Below are 22,307 nucleotides of genomic sequence, written 5' to 3'. Positions count from 1 at the left end.
TTCGTACTTTTTTACTGACTATTCAATAAGTAATACATAATATAGTGATGTTTTTAACAGCTAAACATTAGGGATGTGAAATGAGCTATTATCTAAAATTAGAACAGCATGCTCGTAAGTTATCGCGTTTAGGTCATCTAAGCGCAATATGTGGTTGGGATCAAGCTGCAATGATGCCAAGTGGTGGTGCTGAAGCTCGCTCGGAAGCAATGGCTGAACTTGCGGTTATTACACATGAATTATCAACGGCTGGTTATCTTGCTGATTGGTTTGAACAAGCAGAAAAAGAGCAATTATCTAATGCTGAACGTATCAGCCTTGCTGCGTTAAAACGTCAATGGATGATGCATAACATTTTACCAGCCGAGCTAGTGGAGCAAAAATCCTTATTAGGCTCACAATGTGAGCATGCTTGGCGTACCCAACGTAAAGAAAATGACTGGGAAGGATTTAAACAAAACCTCGCTCCTGTTGTGAAACTTGCACGTCAAGAAGCGGCTATTCGCTCTAAAGCAACAGGATTAAGTCTATACGATGCCCTGCTCGATCTTTACGAACCAGGAATGACTTCTGAAATTCTTGACGGTATTTTTGCTGATGTAAAATCGTGGTTGCCGCAGCTTATTCAAGATGTGCAAAACAAGCAGAAGAATGACGCCGTATTGCCTTTAACCGGAACATTCCCGATTGCCGAGCAAAACGCACTTAGTCTAGACGTCATGAAACTATTAAACTTCGATTTTAATCATGGGCGGTTAGATATCAGTACTCACCCATTCTGTGGTGGTGTATCAACCGATGTACGTATTACAACGCGTTATGACGAAACTGACTTTACATCAGCCTTAATGGGCGTTATTCATGAAACTGGTCATGCACGTTATGAGCAAGGTTTACCACATCAATGGCGAGATCTGCCTGTAGGCCAAGCTCGTTCAATGGGGATTCATGAAAGTCAGTCGCTGTTTTTTGAAATGCAGCTTTCACGTAATATTGATTTTGCGAAAAAATTGGCGCCATTAGCACAGAAAACATTTAACCGTGAAACCGATAGTGCGCTGACGGCTGAAAACCTCAACACTATTAATACTCGCGTTAAACCGGGTTTTATCCGTGTTGATGCTGACGAAGTAACTTACCCAGCCCACGTAATTCTGCGTTATGAAATTGAACGTGATCTTATTGAAGGGATAATCGAAGTTGACGATATTCCTGAAATTTGGGATCAAAAAATGCAAGCTTATCTTGGTATTGATACGAAAGGTAACTTCAAAGATGGCTGTATGCAGGATATTCACTGGACAGATGGTAGCTTTGGTTATTTTCCATCTTATACGCTGGGTGCTATGTACGCCGCACAATTCATGGCTGCAATGAAGAAAGTAGTAGATGTTGAAGCTGCAATTACATCAGGTGATTTATCCCCTATTTTTACATGGCTTGAAACGAATATCTGGTCAAAAGGATGTACACTTTCAACGGATGAATTAGTAAAACAAGCGACAGGCGAAACATTAAATCCTCGTTTCTTTAAACAGCATTTAATGGCTCGTTATAACCAGTGATGCATTAAATCAGGTTAAATATTAGCCATAGTGTTTTAAGTAGTTAACCATAACTCACTATGGCTTTATAACTCTTTCATTTCTTTATTATTCATATTATCAAGGTGATCCACACTCAGTCATTAGGCGTAAAAAACTTAACGTTTAGAAACCTGAGGTAATATATGGATAATATTCGATTATCAACACGTGATATTCACACAATGGAAAAACGTCAAAGAGTTCAATTAATAAACTCTTTACCTGGTTTTAAAAGCGCCAACCTTATAGGAACGACAGATAAAGATGGAAATGAAAATGTATCCATTGTCAGTTCTGTTATCCATCTTGGATCATCACCTGCATTATTAGGCTTTATATTACGTCCTAACACCGTCGAACGACACACTTATACAAACATCCAGCAAACCGAACAATACACAATTAACGCTGTATCTGAGGAATTCTACCAACGAGCCCATCAAACATCTGCTCGCTATCCTAAAGATGTGTCAGAATTTAATGAAACGCGTCTCACCCCTTTCTATGACAATCATTTTGATGCGCCATTTGTATTAGAGAGTCCAATAAAAATAGGCTTAAGGTTAGTAGAAATCATACCTATTCCATCTAATGGTACATATATGATTATTGGGGAAATTGAGCGAGTGATTTTACCTAAATACGCCCTTCGAAAAGATGGCTATATCAATATTGAAAGCCTAGACTTAATGACGCTTTCTGGACTCGATAACTACCACGTAACGCAAAGTGTTGGACGTTTAAGTTACGCAAAACCCGATAAACCTATCGTACCACTCGATATTGATGGTAATGCTTTTTTTATTAAAGAGTAAAAGTAGAGCCTCAATGATTGTTAAAACAATATATTGAGGCTTATAACTTTAGATTAAGATGCTGATTATAATATTGTCTTCTTAATAACAGTCATTACACCCTGTTCGTTATTACTCGGCGCTTCAAATCGAGCTAATTTTTTTATCTCAGGATGGGCATTGTCCATTGCATAGCTATGGTAAGTTTCTTTAAGCATTTCTACATCATTGAAGAAATCACCAAAGCTCATACTCTCCTCGAACGTAAAACCGAATTCTTTTTGTAAGTACTTTATTGCGGCGCCTTTTGACGCTGTTTTATGCATTAAATCAAGCCAAATCTTCGCACTTACGACCACTTGATGTGTGCCACCAAATTGCGGTGATAGCACTGGATAAACATGCTCTTCTGTACCATTGAAATTTAAAACCGCGACTTTAATAAACTCATCATCAACAGCCAGTAAATCATCAACTAACTCAAGATTATGGTAATACTTACGAATTTCATCTAAAGCTTGTTCGCTGGTGGCTTCGGTATAGGCTGCATTCTTACCACATAACACAATGTCACAGTCCTGTACTTGCTTAACAGTTTTAAGAATATCGTGAATTTCATTGGTTGGGATAGTTGAGCTATACAACTCTTTTCCTTGATACATTACTAATGTACCGTTCTCAGCAATAAAGATCATATCATCTTTAATTGGAGCAAATGTATTCACTAGGCTTTGATATTGACGCCCTGATGCCGCAGCAAATAGCACATTCTTTTGCTGTAGTTGGTTGAATACATCATAAAAATCCGATGGTAATTGCTTTTTTTCACAAAGCAGCGTGCCATCCATGTCTGTTGCAATAAATTTAATTGAAGCTGTCATATAACCTTTACCACTGAGTGTTTATCACACTATTTTACCTGTTAGAGAGCAATCATTGTAAATGAATAGAAATAATTACTCATGAATCCGGCGGTTCTTATAGTAATACTCTTTATCGTGCTCAGTAATCGGTCTTAATATTCGGCAAGGGTTACCGACTGCAACCACATTGGCAGGAATATCTTTGGTAACAATACTACCTGCACCAATCACCGTATTCTCACCTATTGTCACACCTGGTAAAACCACCACATGTGCACCTAACCAGACATTATTTCCAATCGTCACTGGAATATTAAATTGGGCCACATCGCGACGAAGATCAGGGTCGATAGGATGACCTGCTGTTGCAATAGTGACATTAGGTCCGATCATGACACTGTCACCAATATAGATATGGGTATCATCAACCAAGGTAAGATTAAAATTAGCGTAAACGTTATTGCCTATATGTGTATTGATTCCCCAATTAGCACGTAGCGGTGGCTCGATGTAGCAATTATCACCCACAGCAGCAAACAAATCTTTCATGATAGCTTGCCGCTTATCATATTCAGAAGGTCGAGTTTGATTAAAGTCATACAGCACTTCCAAACATTGTACTTGTGCATTTGCTAACGCTTCATCGGTACAAAAATAGACTTTTTGACTATGAACTTGTTCGAGGGTGTCCATCGTTGCCCTTATTAAGACATTAATAATAACGCTAGAATAATACTGACAATTTGGGTTGGGAAGACTGCTGTAATGAGATTCAAAAGCTCATCACAAATACAGTTAGTCAGAACGAAACGTGAGAATCTAATCCCATTATTTATATTAATAATTGGTTACATTCACTATAAATATTATACTTAGATCACGGTTTAGTATTCTGATTTTCTATATTGTTCTGACATAACTGACTATAAAACAAAGGATAAAGTATGGCTTACCAAGCTAAAGATCTTAACTACCGTGGTGAAAATTGTGGTGTACATAATTGGATCACAGATGGCGGTCAATCTTTTTACTGGCATCCAGACTGGCTTCATATCGCTGAAGAAGAAACCGGCTTATACGGTAAAAAGAAAATTGAAGTTGAGCAAGGTGGTGAAGTCACAAAAGGACACGCCGTTCATACTATTTTGAAAAAGCTAAACGAAATACTTAAAGGCACAGATCACGAATAACAAAACCCCCTAACACGTTTATTATGATTTAAAACATGTTAGGGGCTTTAATTAGCTACAACGCATTAGCTATATTTTTCTGTTGTTTTTTCAACCAGTTTTATAATCACATTTACTGCCTTTTCCATCCCTTCGACAGTAATAAACTCATGAATACCATGAAAATTATATCCGCCAGTAAAGATATTCGGGCATGGTAATCCTTTAAATGATAAACGCGCGCCGTCTGTACCACCTCTAATCGGTTTGATCTCTGGCTGTACGTCGCATTCAATCATTGCTGATTTCGCTAATTCAATGATATGTGGATATGGCTCTACCATTTCACGCATATTGAAATATGAATCGGTTAACACTAACTCTACACGCCCTTTTTCAAGTTGTAGATTTAGTTCATCAACTTTCTGCTGCATAAAGGCTTTACGTTGTTCTTGCCCTTCACGGCTAAAATCACGAATGATATAACCTAACTCTGTTTTAGCGACAGATGGTTTCATTGATTTTAAATGGTAGAAACCTTCATACCCTTCTGTAGCTTCTGGCGTTTCATTGCTGGGCATCATTAACTGAAACTGCGCGGCAATGTTCATTGAGTTCACCATCTTACCTTTCGCAGTTCCAGGGTGAACATTGGTTCCATGACAAATCACATCAGCAGAGGTTGCATTAAAGTTCTCGAACTCTAATTCACCTATAGGTCCACCATCTATGGTGTAAGCCCATTGTGCATTGAACTTCTCAACATCAAAGAGATCAGCCCCACGTCCGATTTCCTCATCAGGTGTAAAACCAATACAAATATCACCATGTTTAATTTCAGGGTGTGCCACAAGATACGCAATGGCAGTCATGATTTCAGCAACCCCGGCCTTATTATCCGCACCTAGCAGTGTTGTACCATCGGTAGTGATAATATTGTGACCGTGTAACTTATTTAAGTCGGGATATTGAATGGGAGATAGCACTTCATCACCAATGCCTAATGCAATATCACCACCTTGATAGTTTTCTACAATTTGTGGTTTAACATTTAGACCTGAAGCATCAGGTGCTGTATCCATGTGAGCAATAAAACCAATAGCTGGAATATCAGCAGAAACATTTGAAGGAAGACGTGCCATTAAATAGCAATGTTCATCTAATGAAATATCAGATAAACCCAACTCTTCCATTTCAGATTTTAGTTGTTGTGCAAGGTTAAATTGCCCTGCAGTACTCGGACATGATGCAACATCACCATCAGATTGTGTTTCGATGCGAACATATCGTAAAAAACGTTCAAGTAACTTATCCATCATTAACCTTACATAGCTTATTTATTTGCGTAATAAATTATGACGGATAAGTTAATTACTATTTTTGCGATGTATCAGTTTTAATATGAATAGACGGGTATTTAGGTCAATATGCCCTATTAAAGCCTTTAAAATGATTGAATCATGATTTTTATTAGTTACTGTTCGTTATTTTATCAATTAAATATAAAGTTATAGTGCGTTAGGGTGTTATTCAAATAATAAAAAAGCCCCTAACCTAGGAGCTTTTTTTAAACTTATGCTTTACGCATTAAAGACATCTTTATCTATCTTATCAACTGGTGGCTCACCGCCATCTTGTGGAGGTTGCTCATCATCACTTTTTGCCACAGAAGTAACTTGTAATGTTACGCCAAACATATTGCGATAAATAATCCCTTTCACGTTAAAGAAGAAAGGTAATGTCCAAATCAATCCGATACCTGCAGTAGCAATCGAGATAAAGAACATTAGCATGATCACAATATAGATAGCCGTCATTGGCAATACTTTACGGATCGTTGCCATGAAAGAGTATTGAATCGCTTTTATTGGTGATACTTTCTTTTCGCACACTAATAAAATAGCCATGCTTAATGCCATTGTGAGGAACAAGCCAATTAATGGGAAAACACTGCTACCTAGTCCTTGAATAGAAGAAAGCAGTAACATGGTAATTAATGAAACAAGGGTAAAAGAAAACCCTTTAACGATCTGGCTTGGCTTGGTTGGTAAACCAACCGCATGGTTTAATGCCATTAGGCTAACCCCTGCATAGAGTGGCGCAATAAGCACATCAGACCAAAAATTAGCCATAAAGCCCGCTTTTAGTATTTCAGCGGTAAATCCCTGCCCTGTAATGAAAGCATCAAAAAAAACCGTTGGGCTACCTAATTGAACTTCAAGCCCTAAAAGTAATAATGCAACTTGCGCAAGAAACAAGCAAATTACGGCAGGCAAAAAGCTAAAAATGTTCTTCCCTGTGATTTTCCATGCTTCAACTAAAACAGTGACGGGTTGTAGCTCCACTTCCCCCTTCAATGCTTTTTCAATAGACCCACCAATGTGGAAGCTTCGATTAATTGGCTCTTTCATACTCATGTCAGTTATTGGTGTAATGGCGGCATTGTACTTCAGAGAGGGTAAGACAAAAACATTTCTAAGATAAAAAAACAGTCAAGCTGACTAATTTGTGTGTTTTTCATGCAAAAAAGTCAAAAAAGCTGATAATAAAATCGTCTTTCATTTAAAGATCGACTATTAAGACTAAGCTGTAATAAGGTTTTTTATTATAACGATAGTTTTTTGAATAATCATATTACCGACATGTTAGTAAAAGATTGTTTATAAAATCGATAAAGTGACTGACACCATATAAGGGATTTCACTACTTAACGATGAAAAATATTACATCTTTGCATTAAAATTAGTGAAAAAACGCTTTAATTTGAAAGACTACAGGTCTATCATGCGCCCTTTATTTTAAAGCCAAAATGTTGGGATTTAACCAAATAATCCCAGGGTGGAGATAACGTAGAATTGAACGCTGAAAAAACATCTCAGAAACCTGTCATTCAGCTGAAGGGTCTTAGCAAAAGCTTTGACGGTAAGCAGATCATTTCAGGTTTGGACCTAAACGTAAACAATGGTGAGTTTCTAACCATTCTAGGTCCATCAGGCTGTGGTAAAACCACAGTACTTCGTCTAATTGCTGGATTTGAAACTGCCGATGATGGGCAGATCACCATTGATGGCAAAGATGTTACAGACATTCCTGCTGAACAACGTCTAGTAAACACGGTGTTTCAGAGTTACGCACTGTTCCCACATATGACAGTGTTTGAGAACGTCGCGTTTGGTTTACGCATGCAAAAAGTACCCGCGAGTGATATTGAGCCGCGTGTAATGGAAGCATTGCGTATGGTGCAACTTGAAAAGTTTGCCCCTCGTAAACCTCATCAACTGTCCGGTGGTCAGCAACAACGTGTTGCGATTGCTCGTGCGGTTGTAAACAAACCAAAAGTTCTTTTACTTGATGAATCACTGTCTGCACTTGATTACAAATTACGTAAACAGATGCAGCTTGAGTTGAAACAACTACAGCGTAAGTTAGGCATTACCTTTATTTTCGTAACACACGATCAAGAAGAAGCCTTATCTATGTCTGATCGCATCATTGTTATGCGCGATGGTCACGTTGAGCAAGATGGTTCACCTCGTGAAATTTATGAAGAACCAACGAATTTATTTGTTGCCCACTTTATCGGTGAAATCAACGTATTTGATGCAACAGTTAAAGAGCGTTTAGACGAAAAACGTATCATGGCTGATGTTGAAGGTCGCCACTCATTGATCCACTGTGATTTAGATGTGAATGTTGGTGATAAGGTTAAAGTATTACTTCGACCTGAAGACATTCTTATCGAAGAGATCCATAACGGTGACGAAACTAACGGCATCGTTGGTTATGTTCGTGAACGTACCTATAAAGGTATGACATTGGATTCTGTGGTGCAGTTAGAGTCTGGCAAGTCTGTGATGGTTAGCGAATTCTTCAACGAAGATGACCCTGACGTAGACCACTCTCTTGACCAAAAAGTTGCCATTACTTGGATTGAAAGTTGGGAAGTGGTACTCGCTGATGAGCAAGAAGTTTAATTTACAGAATTTCATTATCGCGTTAGTTGTTAGTTGGTTAGTACTGTTTGTATTTGTACCTAACTTAATGATTATAGGAACGAGTTTCCTAACGCGTGATGATGCAAATCTAATCAAAATGGTCTTCACGTTTGATAACTATGAAAGACTGTTTGATCCACTGTACGCAAAAGTACTTTGGCACTCTTTTTACATGGCAATCACAGCAACCATTCTGTGTTTAGTAATTGGTTACCCTTTTGCTTATGCCATTGCAAAAATGCCAGAGAAATGGCGTCCATTTATGCTGTTTTTGGTTATCGTACCATTTTGGACTAACTCTCTAATTCGTACATATGGCCTTAAACTGATGTTGGGTACGCGTGGTATTTTAAATAACACATTAATGTATCTCGATATTATCGATAAGCCACTGCGTATTATGTACACCGAGTACGCAGTAATGATCGGTTTAGTGTATATCTTGCTACCATTTATGGTGCTACCACTCTACTCCGCTATCGAAAAGCTTGATAATAACTACATTGAAGCAGCTCGCGACTTGGGCGCAAATAAGGTTCAAACCTTTATTAAAGTGATCTTCCCACTAACCATGCCTGGTGTTATTGCAGGTTGTTTATTGGTATTACTGCCTGCTTTGGGTATGTTCTACGTTTCCGACCTTTTAGGCGGCGCGAAGAACTTACTGATTGGTAATGTTATTAAGAGTCAGGTTTTAAACGCGCGAGATTGGCCATTTGGTTCTGCAACAAGTATTGCCCTTACGTTAGCAATGGCAATTATGCTGTATGCCTACTACCGTGCAGGTAAGTTGCTGAACAAAAAAGTGGAGCTTGAATAATGGGACGCTTGTTTAAATTTAGCTTTATGTCGGTGGTATATGCATTTTTATATACCCCTATCATTATCCTGATTGTTAACTCATTCAACGAAAGCAAATTCGGTATGAAATGGGGTGGCTTTACCACTAAATGGTATGAGCAACTGGTTAACAATGACAGTTTAATGCAAGCGGCAGGACACTCGATCACTATCGCTGTGTTCTCTGCAACAGCAGCATCCCTAATTGGTAGTTTAACGGCTGTTGCTTTATTTCGTTATAACTTTAAAGGTAAGAAGTTTGTATCAGGTATGCTATTTCTCGTTATGATGTCTCCAGACATCGTAATGGCAATCTCGCTACTTGCACTGTTCTTACTATTGGGTGCGAACTTAGGCTTCTTAACGCTATTGCTTTCTCATATCACATTCTGTTTACCTTTTGTTGTTGTAACAGTTTACAGCCGATTAAAAGGCTTTGATGTGAAAATGCTTGAAGCAGCACGTGACTTGGGCGCTAGTGAGTGGGTTATCTTAAAGCAGATTATCCTACCATTGGCTAAACCCGCAGTTGCTGCAGGTTGGCTATTAAGCTTCACCCTATCGCTAGATGATGTAATTGTAAGCTCGTTCGTAACGGGTCCAACTTACGAAATCTTACCATTGAAGATTTACTCAATGGTTAAAGTCGGTATTTCACCTGAGGTGAACGCCCTAGCGACAGTGATGTTGATAGTTTCTCTTGTTCTGGTTATTTGCTCACAATTACTGGCTCGAGACAAAATAAAGTAAGCATCAACAACAGCTAATGCTAAATGGCTAACTGTATTCAGTTAGCCATTTTTTTTACATATTATTCAATGACCTTTAAATATATTCTCCTGTAACATTTTCAAACACTTTTTTGCTATCTAAAAACGGAAACTTGCTCTAAATTTCGGCCACTTTTTATCGCATTCACTACGAAGACACTCTAATGAAAAAATGGTCATCTCTTGTTATTAGTACAGCCCTACTTTCAGCAAGTTTTAATGCTTTTGCTTCAGAAGAAGAGAAAGACAAACAGTTAGTATTTATGAACTGGGGGCCGTATATCTCTACTGAGCTTCGTGAACAATTCACGAAAGAGACAGGTATTAAAGTGATCTACTCGACTTACGAGTCGAATGAAACCATGTATGCAAAACTTCGTGCCCACCCTACAGGTTACGATCTGGTTGTGCCATCAACTTACTTTGTTGCGAAAATGCGCGACGAAGGTATGTTGCAAAAAATTGATAAATCAAAGCTATCGAACTTTACTGAGCTTGATAAGAACTACTTAGATAAACCTTTTGATCCAAATAACGATTACTCAATTCCACACGTAATCGCAATGACAGGTCTTGCGGTTAATACTGATATGTACGACCCAGAAGATTTCGACAGCTGGGCAGACTTATGGAATCCTGACCTTAAAGGTCAATTAATGCTAATGGACGACACCCGTGAAGTCTTCCATATTGCATTACGTAAGCTAGGTTACTCTGGCAACACTACCAACCCAAAAGAAATTGACGAAGCGAAAGCAGAGCTTGAGAAACTCATGCCAAACGTACTGGTATTTAACTCAGATAACCCTGCAGCGCCCTACCTAGCGGGTGATGTGGGTCTAGGTATGTTGTGGAATGGCTCAGCAGCAGCAGCACAAAAAGAAGGTTTACCAATTAAACTTGTTTGGCCAAAAGAAGGCGGTATTTTCTGGGTTGATAGTTTAGCAATAGCTAGAAACGCGAAGAATGTAGAAGCAGCACATAAGATGATCGACTTCCTACTACGCCCAGATATTGCCGCTCAAATTTCAGAGCAAACCGGCTACCTCACGGCAGTAGAAAAATCTAACGCTAAATATAAAGATGACCCAACTCTATTCCCACCACAAGAAGATCTTGATCGTGGTGAGTGGCAAGATTCAGTTGGTGACATGAATATCCGCTACGAAAATTATTTCCTTGAATTAAAAGCGGATCAATAAGTAAAACAAAAGCTGCCAATGGCAGCTTTTTTTATATTTGTTATTTATTAATAAACATGGTTAGTTGTGTTATTTTCTAAGGTTTTACTTATCATGTTTGTTATTTATCAATATGATAGCGGAATTTAACAGACAAATTACTCTTGTTTTGTGATGCGCTCGACGAATAATCTCTGCTATAATAACTCTGTTTTATAATCAACATCTGTTTCTGCATGTATCATGCGTCGACAACCAATTAGGAGAAGCGGTCAATACCGCTAGAGAACACTCTCGATATCCTGTTTAGTTAGGAGCTAACACAATGAAAAAATGGTCTTTATTAATGGCCGGTGCTGCATGTGCAATGTCAATGTTTTCGAACGTTGCGACTGCCGATGATAGCAATAAATCTAATGAGCTGTACTTTTACAACTGGTCTGAATACATCCCATCAGATGTTTTAGAAGAGTTCACAAAAGAAACAGGCATTAAAGTTATTTATTCGACTTACGAGTCGAATGAGACGATGTACGCCAAGCTAAAGACCTACGATAAAGGTTACGACCTTGTTGTTCCTTCTACTTATTATGTAGCTAAAATGCGTAATGAAGGTATGCTTCAAAAAATCGACCATTCTAAAATTCCAAACTTCGCAGGTCTAGATCCTAACTTTTTAAATAAACCTTTTGATCCTAACAACGACTACTCTATTCCATACATTTGGGGAGCAACGGGTATCGGTGTTAACACAGACATGATCGACAAGTCTAAAATCACTAGCTGGGCAGACCTATGGGATCCTAAATGGCAAGGTCAGCTAATGATGATGGATGATGCACGTGAAGTATTCCACGTAGCGCTTCGTAAACTTGGTTACTCTGGTAACACTGAAGATCCTAAGCAAATCAAAGCAGCATATGAAGAGTTGAAGAAACTAATGCCAAACGTATTAGTATTTAACTCAGACTACCCTGCTAACCCATACATGGCTGGTGAAACATCACTCGGTATGCTTTGGAATGGTTCTGCTTACATGGCACGTAAAGATGGCGCTCCAATCGACATCGTATGGCCAAAAGAAGGCGCAATCTTCTGGATGGATAACATCTCTATTCCTAAGAATGCGAAGAACATCGACAATGCATACAAGATGATCAACTTCCTACTTCGTCCAGACATCGCTGCGAAGATCGCACTACAAATTGGTTACCCAACACCAGTTGCTGCCGCTAAGAAACTGCTTCCAGCAGATTTCGTTAACGATCCAAGCATCTACCCACCACAATCTGTAATGGATGCAGGTGAATGGCAGAACAGCGTTGGTCCTATGACTGAAGTTTACGAAGAATACTTCCAAAAACTAAAAGCTGGTGAATAATAGCCACTCATCGTTAAATGCAAAAAAACCGAGCTAAATGCTCGGTTTTTTTATTTGAGTCAGACGGTTATCTATAACCTAATAAAATCATATAACCATTCAATAATTATGACAATTTACTCATACAGTTTTGATTCAGAATTTCTATATAAGCTATAACAACCATTTTAGATGTAAGTTATAAGGTTATAATGTCTACAAAATTTAAAGCGCTAATCCCCGTTTTATTCGTTTCAACCCTTTCGGCTTGTAGCGCCCCGATGACACCAGTCGATAAAGAACTCGTCGTTGACATGAATGGTGTTGATACTGCTCAATATCAAAAAGATTATGATTACTGCAACCATTTTGCTGATAGTGTTTCAACACCTGAAATGACGTCAGCAACAAAAAAGAGAGATGTAGTAATTGGCACTCTAGCAGGTGCTACAGCGTTTGGTGCAGGCGCTTACGATTCGGATAATTACGATACGATAAAACATCCAGGAGTTGTAACTGCATTAGGTGCTGTTGTTGGTGCAGCTGGCGGATACGTAGCAGGCTCTAATGAAGCATCTAAAGATGAAAAACATAAAAAGTCATCCGTTCTTCGCCAATGCTTATTACAAAAAGGTTATCACGTTTACGATATATCTTAATTAATCGAAAAACATGCTCACGTTTTGTTCTTATAATAAAAAAGCCTCAAACTTGAGGCTTTTTTATTAAGCAGATAATATTTCGTCTACATAAGCAGGTACTAATTCAGAAGCTTTACCATAACGTTTTTCTTCAAATTCATTTTCTACGTTACTTGGTTCAAGATTTAATTCAATCGTATGAGCGCCCTGTAAAGCAGCTTCATGTACAAATCCAGCTGCTGGATATACATTGCCAGAAGTACCAATAGAAATGAATAAATCCGCCTTCACAATGGCATCATGAATTCTATCCATTCCAATTGGCATCTCACCGAACCATACAATATCAGGACGCATCGGTGCAGGAATTTGACAACAATGACAATGATCACAGGTCGTTAAGTCACCATGCCATTCAATTGTTTGTCCTGATTCACAGCATCGTGCTTTTAATAACTCTCCATGCATATGAATGACATTTTTACTTCCTGCTCTCTCATGCAAATTATCAATGTTTTGCGTAACAATAGTCACGTTACCATCTAATTCTTGTTCAAGTTTAGCAAGTGCAATATGTGCAGCATTAGGCGCTACAGAGCCATTCTCGATTTGGGCTCGACGCGCATTATAAAAGCGTTGCACAAGCTCAGGGTCACGTAAATAGCCTTCTGGTGTTGCAACATCTTCAACACGATGTTCTTCCCATAAACCATCAGCGGCACGGAAAGTTCGGATGCCCGATTCAGCCGAGATACCTGCACCCGTAAGTACAACGATATTTTTATAGGGAAAAAGCATATGAACATCCTTTATTTCAGTATTTATACTGCCTTTATAGCACTGAAATACAAAGAATTTAACCCTAACAATCTAGGTTCTTAATTATGCGTGATTTCACCCTACAAAACCGTGTAAATAAACTTTTCAGTATCACAGTTAGATCAGCAACCTGAATCAATAATTGTAATAATAGGTTCGCCCCCAGTGTTATTTTCTTTGTAACTTAAATAACAATTGGTCGCTTTGATTTTATTAACATCATCTTTGTCTTTTCTATCCAGTTTTTTGAGAAAAGTCGCAACAAAAACACGCTCACCACCATTATGTGAATTAGAACCCGTCTTATCTTGGTTAAATGCCCAGTTTTTATTAAAATCCACAATCGTTAAACCAATACCGACATATATTGCTTTCGGGTAACCATTCCAGATAGCGATCCCCTCTACCTTTTTACGGCCGGTAATATCATTTTCATCGCCTTGTATTACAGCTTTTCCGTAGATAATCCGAGATATTTCAGTCATAGATCCTTTAAGCTCATGTAGCTTGGCGCGATACGTATCTGAAGAAATATTGAGGAATTTAGGAGCCGCAGTAACAGCAAGGATACCGAGAATGACGATAACAATAACAACTTCAATCAGGGTAAATCCTGCTTTATTCCTCATCAATTAATCCTTTTTAATGTTTTATTATTGATATTATTGGCAGTAGTATTTTACTTTATTGTACAAAAACTTAACAGGATGAATGAATAGCTATAAGTAACAAAATAAACATTAAGCTCGAATTTTAGGTATAAAAAAACCGACACGAATGTCGGTTTTAAAAATCACTAACTATGATTATGCATTAGACGAAGGTTTACTCTTCGCTTCATGCTGCTGTGATTCACTGTATCCTGGTTGGTTTTCAGGCAGATCTTTTACTTCTTCAAACCATTCGCTGTGGTGTTCACGCGCCCACGTTTCATCCACTTCACCAGTTACCATGCCGTCAAGACCCGCTTCCATACCGAATAAACCAATATAGATGTGGAAAATAAAGCCACAGATCAGAATAAGTGCTGAAATCATGTGTACGAGATTTGATAATTCCATGTGTCGACGCGTTTGGTCGAAAATTGGAAAATCTAAAACAAAACCACTCACGACAATGAATACACCAAAGAAGGCAAGTAGCCAGAACAGTGCTTTTTCACCACCATTTGAGAAACCAGCTTTAGGGTGTGAGCCTTTATGTTTGCCCACCATACCACCCATTTTTTTAAACCAATCAATATCAACTTTATTGAAGATACTCTTACGCCACCATTTAACGACCACTAAAAGAAGAATGATTGCAAATAATGGCCCCATATAGTTATGGTATTGTTTCGCGGCATAAATGATCCAGCCCCACACTTCTGTTGGGACGATAGGTTTAATAAAATGTTTACCGTAAACAAGAGTTAAACCGCTAAAACCTAACGTTAAAAATGTGAATGCCAAACTCCAGTGTAAAGCACGATCCATCCGGCTCCAACGCTGAATTTTACGACCTGTTTTAGGCTTACTTAATTTAAGAGGGCCTACCACAAAGTAGGCTAGCGTTACCATCACAAGGCTGCCAAAAATAGCCATCGCGCCAAGTGGTGACATCCACTTTTCTTTTAAGATATACCATGTTTGACCAGGCACACTGATCAACACATCATGCTCAGGCCAACCCGATGTGGTATACCCTTTTTCGCCATCCTTGACCGCTCGCCAATAATCAGCACCTGCAAAACCTATGACTTCTTTTTTTACCACAGATTCGCCCAGTTGCTCGCTACTGGTTGATGTAGTGGCTTCGTTTGCCATCACTTGGACAGAAAACGCAACCATTAATGCGGTAACGAATACCGTTAACCAGCGTTGAATTCGCTTAGTCATTAAAGCTCCTGCCTGCTCAATTTGAACAGATATTTTGTTACATCCGAGATCTAATATTTAGGCTCAACACTTATGTTGAGCCCAAATAAAGACAATTACGCTTTACGAACTTTTGCTGCGTCGTACGCTAGATCTTCAGTACTTGCCCAACCTGCATCTTTTGCACCACGAGCAACAACACGCTTGCTGAAGATTTCAGAAATCTTCTCAGCATCACCTGCAAGTAGTGATTTAGTCGAACACATAGATGCACACATTGGTAACTTACCTTCTGCAATACGGTTTGCGCCGTAAAGTACACGCTCTTTTTCTGAACCAGGTTCAGTATTTGGACCGCCAGAACAATAAGTACATTTATCCATTTTGCCACGCTCTGCGAACGCTTCCTGTTTAGGGAACTGAGGCGCTCCAAATGGACAAGCAAATAGACAGTAACCACAACCAATACAAAGATCTTTATCGTGCTGAACGATGCCATCTTCTGTTTGACTAAAACAATCTGCCGGACAAACCGCCATACAAGGCGCATCACTACAGTGCATACAAGCAACAGAAATAGAGGTTTCACCTGGTAGACCATCGTTTAGTGTCACAACGCGACGACGTTGAATACCCCAGCCTACGGCTTCTGAGTTAGCATTTTTACAAGCTGTCACACAACCATTGCATTCAATACAACGCTTAGAGTCACAAAGAAATTTCATACGTGCCATTTGATGACTCCTTACGCTTTAGAGATATTACAAAGGGTGACTTTTGTTTCTTGCATCTGAGTTACTGGATCGTAACCGTATGTCGTTGCTGTGTTAGCAGCTTCGCCAGAAACATAAGGCGCACATCCTTCTGGATAATGACTACGTAGGCTTTCACCTTCGAATTCGCCACCGAAGTGGAATGGTAAGAATGCTAAGCCTTCACGAACACGTGGGGTTACCATCGCTTTCACTTTAATGCGGCCTTTTTCTGCACCTTCAACCCAAACCATCTCGCCATCTTTAATGCCACGATCGTTTGCATCTTTAAGGTTAAGCTCAACGAACATTTCTTTTTGTAGCTCTGCAAGCCATGGGTTTGAACGCGTTTCTTCACCACCACCTTCGTACTCAACCAAACGACCAGATGTGAGAATAATTGGGTATTCTTTTGATACATCTTTGTCTTGAATTGACTTGTACAGTGTTGGTAAACGGAACAAGTGTGCTTTATCATCCCAAGTTTGGTACTCAGGAAGAAGATCACGACGAGGTGTGTACAGTGGCTCACGGTGAATAGGCACTGCATCTGGGAATGTCCAAACCACAGTACGTGCTTTGGCGTTACCGTATGGAATACAACCGTGTTTAATCGCTACACGCTGAATACCACCAGAAAGATCAGTTTTCCAGTTTTTGCCTTCAGCAGCCACTTTCTCTTCTGCTGTTAGATCGTCCCACCAACCAAGTTGCTTTAACATCTTAGCGGTAAACTCTGGGTAACCATCTTCTAGCTCACAACCTAATGAGTAGCTATCGTCAGCCAATAGGCTTACACCATTGTGCTCAACACCAAAACGTGCACGGAAGTTACCGCCACCCTGTGCCACCGTCTTAGATGTATCATAAAGAATGTGTGTACCTGGGTGTTTCATCTCAGGCGTACCCCAACAAGGCCAAGGTAGACCGTAAGTTTCACCGTTCACTGGGCCACCAATCGCTTCAAGAGAAGTACGGTTGAATGTATGCCAGTTTTGTTGGTGCTCTTTTAGACGCTCAGGGCTTTGACCTGTGTAACCAATCGTCCACATACCTTTGTTGAATTCACGTGTAATGTCTTCAATGTGTGGGCGGTTATTTTCAACTTTAATGTTTTTAAATAATTGATCTGCAAAACCAAGACGCTTAGAAAGCAAGTACATGATTTCGTGATCAGGTTTCGATTCAAATAGCGGTTCGATAACTTGATCACGCCATTGAATAGAACGGTTAGTTGCTGTTACTGAGCCGTATGTTTCAAACTGCGTAGTCGCTGGGAATAGGTATACATTGTCTGTACGACCATTCATTACAGCGGCAACACCTGGGTATGGGTCAACGATGACCATCATATCCAGTTTTTCCATCGCAGTTTTCATTTCAGGACCACGAGTCTGTGAGTTTACAGCATGGCCCCAGTAGAACATGGCGCGGATGTTATCGCGCTGTTCAATCTTATCTTTGTTTTCTAACACACCGTCGATCCAACGAGAGACAGGAATACCCGCACTGTTCATTGGTTTTTTGCCGTTGTAAGTGTTTTGGTCGAAACGACCTTGTAGCCATGAGTAGTCTACATCCCACACTTGTGCCCAGTGTTTCCAAGCTCCTTCAGATAGGCCGTAGTAACCAGGCAGGTTGTCAGAAAGCACGCCAAAGTCTGTTGCGCCCTGTACGTTATCGTGACCACGGAAGATGTTTGCACCGCCGCCTGATTTACCCATATTGCCAAGTGCAAGTTCAAGGATACAGTAAGCACGTGTGTTGTTGTTACCTGTTGTATGCTGAGTACCACCCATACACCAAACAACACAACCAGGACGGTTTTCAGACAGCATTTTCGCTGTTTGATAAACTTGATCTTCTGGCACGCCAGATACACGCTCAACTTCTTTTGGATTCCATTTCGCCACTTCTGCGCGAACTTCGTCCATACCGTATACACGTTGACGGATGAATTCTTTATCTTCCCAGCCATTGTTGAAGATGTGGTATAGCACCCCCCATACAAAAGCAACGTCAGTACCTGGACGAAGTGAAACGTAGTGATCTGCTTTTGCCGCAGTACGTGTACGGCGTGGATCGACAACCACAATCTTACAGCTGTTCGTTTCTTTCGCGATAAGGATGTGCTGCATTGCTACTGGGTGAGCTTCAGCTGGGTTTGAACCAATGAATAACATCGACTTACAGTTATGCATGTCGTTTAACGAGTTAGTCATTGCACCGTAACCCCAAGTGTTCGCTACACCTGCCACTGTTGTTGAGTGACAAATACGCGCTTGGTGGTCAACGTTGTTCGAGCCCCACATAGAAACCATTTTGCGGAACATGTAAGCTTGTTCGTTGTTATGTTTTGCAGAACCTAGGAAGTAAACAGAATCTGGGCCTGATTCTTCACGGATCTTAAGCACTTGTTGGCTAACTTCATCTAACGCCTGTTCCCAGCTCAGTTTCTTCCACTTGCCATTAACAAGTTTCATTGGGTATTTTACGCGACGTGCACCGTGACCATGTTCACGAAGTGCTGCGCCTTTCGCACAGTGTCCACCAGCATTAAAAGGGTGATCAAAAGCGGGTTCCTGGTGAGTCCAGACACCATCTTGCGTCTCTGCGTAAATACCACAACCCACTGAACAGTGTGAGCAAATAGTACGTTTAACCACTTTAGGCGCGTCGTACACATCTTCTGATGCAGCTTCTGCTTTTTTCATCATACCAGGTGCAAACATGCTTGCACCTGCAACGCCACCAGCCGCAGCTAGAGATGTATTACGAATAAAAGAACGACGAGAAATACCCAGTTGGTTTTCTGCTTTGCTCACTTTATCGGAACGTTTAGTAAGTTTCATTTAGAGCTCCGCCTTACAAAGTGTTGTAGTAATCACGAATGTGTTGGGTCTCGTGATAACCTTTAGTTGTTTTTGTTTTTTTCTCTTCTGACTTTTCAACAGCTTGAACTGCTGTTGTCGTTCCAGCAGCAACAGCACCAGCAGCCACTGTTAAGCCAATGTTTTTCAACAATTGACGACGGCTTTCATTGGTTTTTTGCTCACTCATAAAGTTTGCTCCTTTATCGTCACTAAAATAAGTTACGATGGGTTTTTGCCTTAGTTTTATTGCTTTGAATCAAACCGTTGCAAGCAACGTATAGGGATTATTTTGATTCTAAAAAGCGTGTTTTCTCTACAGTTAAGAACTGCAAAGCGAGCTCTCCAACAGCGGTATAAAAAACAGCACTGTTAGCAGCTTTAACATCGGTACAGAACTTTTCACACCACTCAGCTAAGTGACGATTAAAGAACGTTTTTTGAAGGTGCTCATCACCGCCTTCAACTAGCATTGCCATCACTTCAAGCAAAGCCGCAATATGATCTTCCGGTTCTTTCACTGACTCATCACGTTCAAATCCTAATTGCTTAAGATCTCGTCGAAGATAAGCCAGAGGCATTTCCATTAATGAACCTGTTAAATACCATGATCCAAAAGGCACAACTTCACCGCGACCAATACCAATAAAGACATCTTGATATTCTTCTTCAACTGCAAGTGGCATGCTCTTTTGTGCTGCAAGTTTCAGTAAAGGCCAAGCAGCAGACATCGTAGATTGTTGAGGTTTATTAGCCGTATCAACATCTATATCAGCCAAAAAATTCAATACATTTTGATCAGGCGCTTGACGAAATAAATGTGCAAGCATGTTATAAATTTCAATACGAAGTACTGCGTCTTCATTCAATGACGTTTGAGCTGGGCTCATAGCAATTGTTTCCATCTTCGTTCCTTAAACTCGAGCCTGACTTTCTGGATCTTTTTCCATTTGTTCGAAAATATCGCGAACACGACAATCTTCACACATGGATAAACGACGAATAGCATCACCTTGGAAGTGAGAATGTCCTTGAAGTTTTTCAGTTAACATTTTCACCATAGATGCTGGCGCAAATGCATTTCCACAACTGATACAACAAGCCGCAGGCTCTTCATGAACAAGACGCGCTTCTTTACGAGCATGCCAATCCCAATTAAAACGAGGTTCTAATGAAATGACTTTTTCAGGACATGCTTTTTCACACATACCACATTGAACACAGTCCTCTTCAATAAATAGAAGTCCTGGACGATCACCAATGGCATGTAAAGCGCGAGTTGGACAAACTGCCACACAACTCATACATAACGTACAATCCGTTGTGTCACATGAAACAGAACCATAAGGCGCTTTTTCTACAACGGAAGATTGTTCTGGTTTTGTACTCGCTTCGGTGTAAAGCATTTCAAGTGAAGTAAATAGTTTTTCACGTTTAGAGCCAGTTAAAGCCTCTGTAACAGGAGAAACTAGTGCATCGTCATAAGAAACAAAGTTTTCAACATCACTAAAATCAAACAGACAAATACGATCAGCGTCATAACCCATTTCGGTTAAGAAACGTTGAGCCATTGCAAGCTCATTCGATAAAACACGATCAATCGTGGCAGGAATATATTTTGTGTTAGTCGCAAGAAGAACTTGATGCGCACCATAAACCAATGCACTAAACCATGTATCAACACCAACAGTTGCAAGCTCTTCTAATGCAATCGCAATAACTGAACTTGGAAACGTTGCTAATGCAGCAGTCACCGCTTTCTCATCACGATTGCCGTACAAAAGTAATGTTGGTTTCTCACCGCCCTCTTGCTTATAACGAGTAAGAACACGATGAACAAAGTTTTGTGTATTTTGAGGATCAGGTAATGCGTATGTGATCGCCTCTGTTGGACAAGCTGTAGCACACGTGCCAACACCCTGACAAAGGTAAGGATCAATCGCAATTTCTACCCCATCACTGCTTAGCGCACCAGCAGGACATGCATCTAAACAACGATCACAACCTGAAACACCACGCGATGAATGCGCACAAAGATCAGGATTTAGGCGAAAGTATTTAGGTTTATCAAAAGTCCCCATCATAGCCGGTAGTTCTTCCACCAGCTGAGCCAGTTTATCTTTACGACTACCTACCGCGTAATAACCCGGCGCAGGAATTTCTAACGACATAATGCCGTTTTCTGTCATATCTAAGATCAAATCAAAGCAATCACGACCGATAGCCACTTTTGCTAAATTCGCTTTGGTCAATTGACCTGCAACCTGACAAGTTACTTCAAACGCGCCAAGATAACCTTGTGCTGATACGTCATGGCTAAAGTAAAGATTAGACAGTCCTGATTTTTCGCCTGTTGCATCCGTTGACAGCAAGGTGACGCTATTAAGTTCTGAAAACTGTTCAGCAAGTGCAATGATGTTTTCCTGAGTACCCACGATCAACAAATCCCCACGGCTCTCATAGGTAACCGTAGGTGGAATTAAATTTGTTAGCTCTACTGTGCCATTAATGGCAGCAGCACGCGCTTTACCGTTTGTATCAGAAAATGCTTCTAGTGTACTTTTTAACATTCTTATTCCTGTTTGCCCGTCACCGCTAGTCAGTGCCGATTGAAGAAGTAACGAAGTTATGTCTTAAAGTTTTTCTACAATAAAATCTGACTTTCGTTTTTGGCTTCTTCCACTCTATATAGAGCAATAACCGATCCAACTTTTCACGGAATAAAATGACTTAAAAGGAACTAAAGTCGGAGGTGGATAATTACACCCACCAGCATTGAGACATTTTGTCCTAGCGCAAAAGACCCATCGC

Annotated in this window: 21 protein-coding genes; 9 read left to right on the top strand and 12 right to left on the bottom strand. The window is 40.0% G+C overall.

Annotated elements, in window-relative coordinates; all coding sequences use genetic code 11:
* Positions 1-80 precede the first annotated feature (80 nt).
* Both C9J40_RS09400 and C9J40_RS09395 read left to right on the top strand, forming a co-directional pair.
* On the top strand, positions 81-1,565 hold the full coding sequence (locus C9J40_RS09400) for a carboxypeptidase M32 (protein ID WP_107246641.1): 1,485 nt from the start codon (positions 81-83) through the stop codon (positions 1,563-1,565).
* Between the two features lie 164 nt (positions 1,566-1,729).
* Complete coding sequence (locus C9J40_RS09395) at positions 1,730-2,401, top strand: flavin reductase family protein (RefSeq protein ID WP_107208214.1); 672 nt, start codon at positions 1,730-1,732, stop codon at positions 2,399-2,401.
* A gap of 65 nt (positions 2,402-2,466) precedes the next feature.
* On the opposite strand, the gene C9J40_RS09390 is transcribed toward C9J40_RS09395, so the two are convergent.
* On the bottom strand, positions 2,467-3,261 hold the full coding sequence (locus tag C9J40_RS09390; protein WP_107208213.1) for a Cof-type HAD-IIB family hydrolase: 795 nt from the start codon (positions 3,259-3,261) through the stop codon (positions 2,467-2,469).
* A 75-nt stretch (positions 3,262-3,336) separates the two neighbouring features.
* Positions 3,337-3,936, bottom strand: coding sequence for a sugar O-acetyltransferase (locus C9J40_RS09385; protein WP_107208212.1), 600 nt, complete (start codon positions 3,934-3,936; stop codon positions 3,337-3,339).
* Between the two features lie 251 nt (positions 3,937-4,187).
* Between C9J40_RS09385 and C9J40_RS09380 the strand changes: the two genes are divergently transcribed.
* On the top strand, positions 4,188-4,433 hold the full coding sequence (locus tag C9J40_RS09380; RefSeq protein WP_107208211.1) for a hypothetical protein: 246 nt from the start codon (positions 4,188-4,190) through the stop codon (positions 4,431-4,433).
* 65 nt (positions 4,434-4,498) lie between these two features.
* Here the strand turns inward: C9J40_RS09380 and pepT are convergent, their stop codons facing one another.
* Both pepT and C9J40_RS09370 read right to left on the bottom strand, forming a co-directional pair.
* Positions 4,499-5,728, bottom strand: a complete 1,230-nt coding sequence (gene pepT / locus C9J40_RS09375) for a peptidase T (protein ID WP_107208210.1) — start codon at positions 5,726-5,728, stop codon at positions 4,499-4,501.
* 264 nt (positions 5,729-5,992) lie between these two features.
* Positions 5,993-6,823: a hypothetical protein gene (locus tag C9J40_RS09370; RefSeq protein WP_107208209.1), complete on the bottom strand. Its 831-nt coding sequence runs from the start codon at positions 6,821-6,823 to the stop codon at positions 5,993-5,995.
* Positions 6,824-7,267: 444 nt separating this feature from the next.
* On the opposite strand from C9J40_RS09370, the gene potA reads away from it, so the two are divergent.
* From potA to C9J40_RS09340, 6 genes are all read left to right on the top strand, one after another.
* Entirely contained in the window at positions 7,268-8,386 is a 1,119-nt protein-coding gene (potA, locus tag C9J40_RS09365; RefSeq protein WP_045129697.1) for a spermidine/putrescine ABC transporter ATP-binding protein PotA, read from the top strand.
* Positions 8,370-9,227 (top strand): spermidine/putrescine ABC transporter permease PotB, encoded by an 858-nt coding sequence (gene potB / locus C9J40_RS09360; protein WP_045128969.1) that lies wholly within the window; start codon positions 8,370-8,372, stop codon positions 9,225-9,227. Before potA ends, potB begins: the two co-directional genes overlap by 17 nt.
* Positions 9,227-9,997, top strand: coding sequence for a spermidine/putrescine ABC transporter permease PotC (potC, locus tag C9J40_RS09355; protein ID WP_045084112.1), 771 nt, complete (start codon positions 9,227-9,229; stop codon positions 9,995-9,997). Before potB ends, potC begins: the two co-directional genes overlap by 1 nt.
* Before the next feature lie 184 nt (positions 9,998-10,181).
* The gene (locus C9J40_RS09350; RefSeq protein WP_107208208.1) at positions 10,182-11,219 is read left to right on the top strand and encodes an extracellular solute-binding protein; all 1,038 of its coding nucleotides are present in this window, start codon (positions 10,182-10,184) and stop codon (positions 11,217-11,219) included.
* Positions 11,220-11,523: 304 nt separating this feature from the next.
* A complete protein-coding gene (gene potD, locus C9J40_RS09345; protein ID WP_107208207.1) occupies positions 11,524-12,579 on the top strand; it encodes a spermidine/putrescine ABC transporter substrate-binding protein PotD in 1,056 nt (351 codons plus the stop codon).
* A 191-nt stretch (positions 12,580-12,770) separates the two neighbouring features.
* Positions 12,771-13,217, top strand: coding sequence for a glycine zipper family protein (locus tag C9J40_RS09340; protein ID WP_107208206.1), 447 nt, complete (start codon positions 12,771-12,773; stop codon positions 13,215-13,217).
* A 66-nt stretch (positions 13,218-13,283) separates the two neighbouring features.
* On the opposite strand, the gene cobB is transcribed toward C9J40_RS09340, so the two are convergent.
* From cobB to C9J40_RS09300, 8 genes are all read right to left on the bottom strand, one after another.
* A complete protein-coding gene (cobB, locus tag C9J40_RS09335; protein WP_107208205.1) occupies positions 13,284-13,997 on the bottom strand; it encodes a Sir2 family NAD+-dependent deacetylase in 714 nt (237 codons plus the stop codon).
* Between the two features lie 143 nt (positions 13,998-14,140).
* A complete protein-coding gene (locus tag C9J40_RS09330) occupies positions 14,141-14,647 on the bottom strand; it encodes a prepilin-type N-terminal cleavage/methylation domain-containing protein (RefSeq protein WP_107208204.1) in 507 nt (168 codons plus the stop codon).
* A gap of 177 nt (positions 14,648-14,824) precedes the next feature.
* Positions 14,825-15,895, bottom strand: a complete 1,071-nt coding sequence (locus C9J40_RS09325) for a formate dehydrogenase subunit gamma (protein WP_107246639.1) — start codon at positions 15,893-15,895, stop codon at positions 14,825-14,827.
* Positions 15,896-15,990: 95 nt separating this feature from the next.
* On the bottom strand, positions 15,991-16,608 hold the full coding sequence (fdh3B, locus tag C9J40_RS09320; RefSeq protein ID WP_005367779.1) for a formate dehydrogenase FDH3 subunit beta: 618 nt from the start codon (positions 16,606-16,608) through the stop codon (positions 15,991-15,993).
* An 11-nt stretch (positions 16,609-16,619) separates the two neighbouring features.
* Positions 16,620-19,478 carry a formate dehydrogenase subunit alpha gene (locus tag C9J40_RS09315; RefSeq protein WP_107246638.1) on the bottom strand — a complete coding sequence of 953 codons (2,859 nt, stop codon included), beginning with the start codon at positions 19,476-19,478 and terminating at the stop codon, positions 16,620-16,622.
* Between the two features lie 13 nt (positions 19,479-19,491).
* Entirely contained in the window at positions 19,492-19,686 is a 195-nt protein-coding gene (locus C9J40_RS09310; protein ID WP_107208201.1) for a twin-arginine translocation signal domain-containing protein, read from the bottom strand.
* Positions 19,687-19,783: 97 nt separating this feature from the next.
* Entirely contained in the window at positions 19,784-20,401 is a 618-nt protein-coding gene (locus C9J40_RS09305) for a molecular chaperone (protein WP_005367775.1), read from the bottom strand.
* 9 nt (positions 20,402-20,410) lie between these two features.
* On the bottom strand, positions 20,411-22,066 hold the full coding sequence (locus C9J40_RS09300; RefSeq protein ID WP_107246636.1) for a 4Fe-4S binding protein: 1,656 nt from the start codon (positions 22,064-22,066) through the stop codon (positions 20,411-20,413).
* Between the last annotated feature and the right edge of the window lie 241 nt (positions 22,067-22,307).

The organism is Photobacterium sp. GB-72 (assembly GCF_003026095.1).
Classification (GTDB): Bacteria; Pseudomonadota; Gammaproteobacteria; order Enterobacterales; family Vibrionaceae; genus Photobacterium.
Note: the sequence above shows the minus strand (reverse complement) of the source record. Positions and strands in the feature narration are given on the sequence as shown.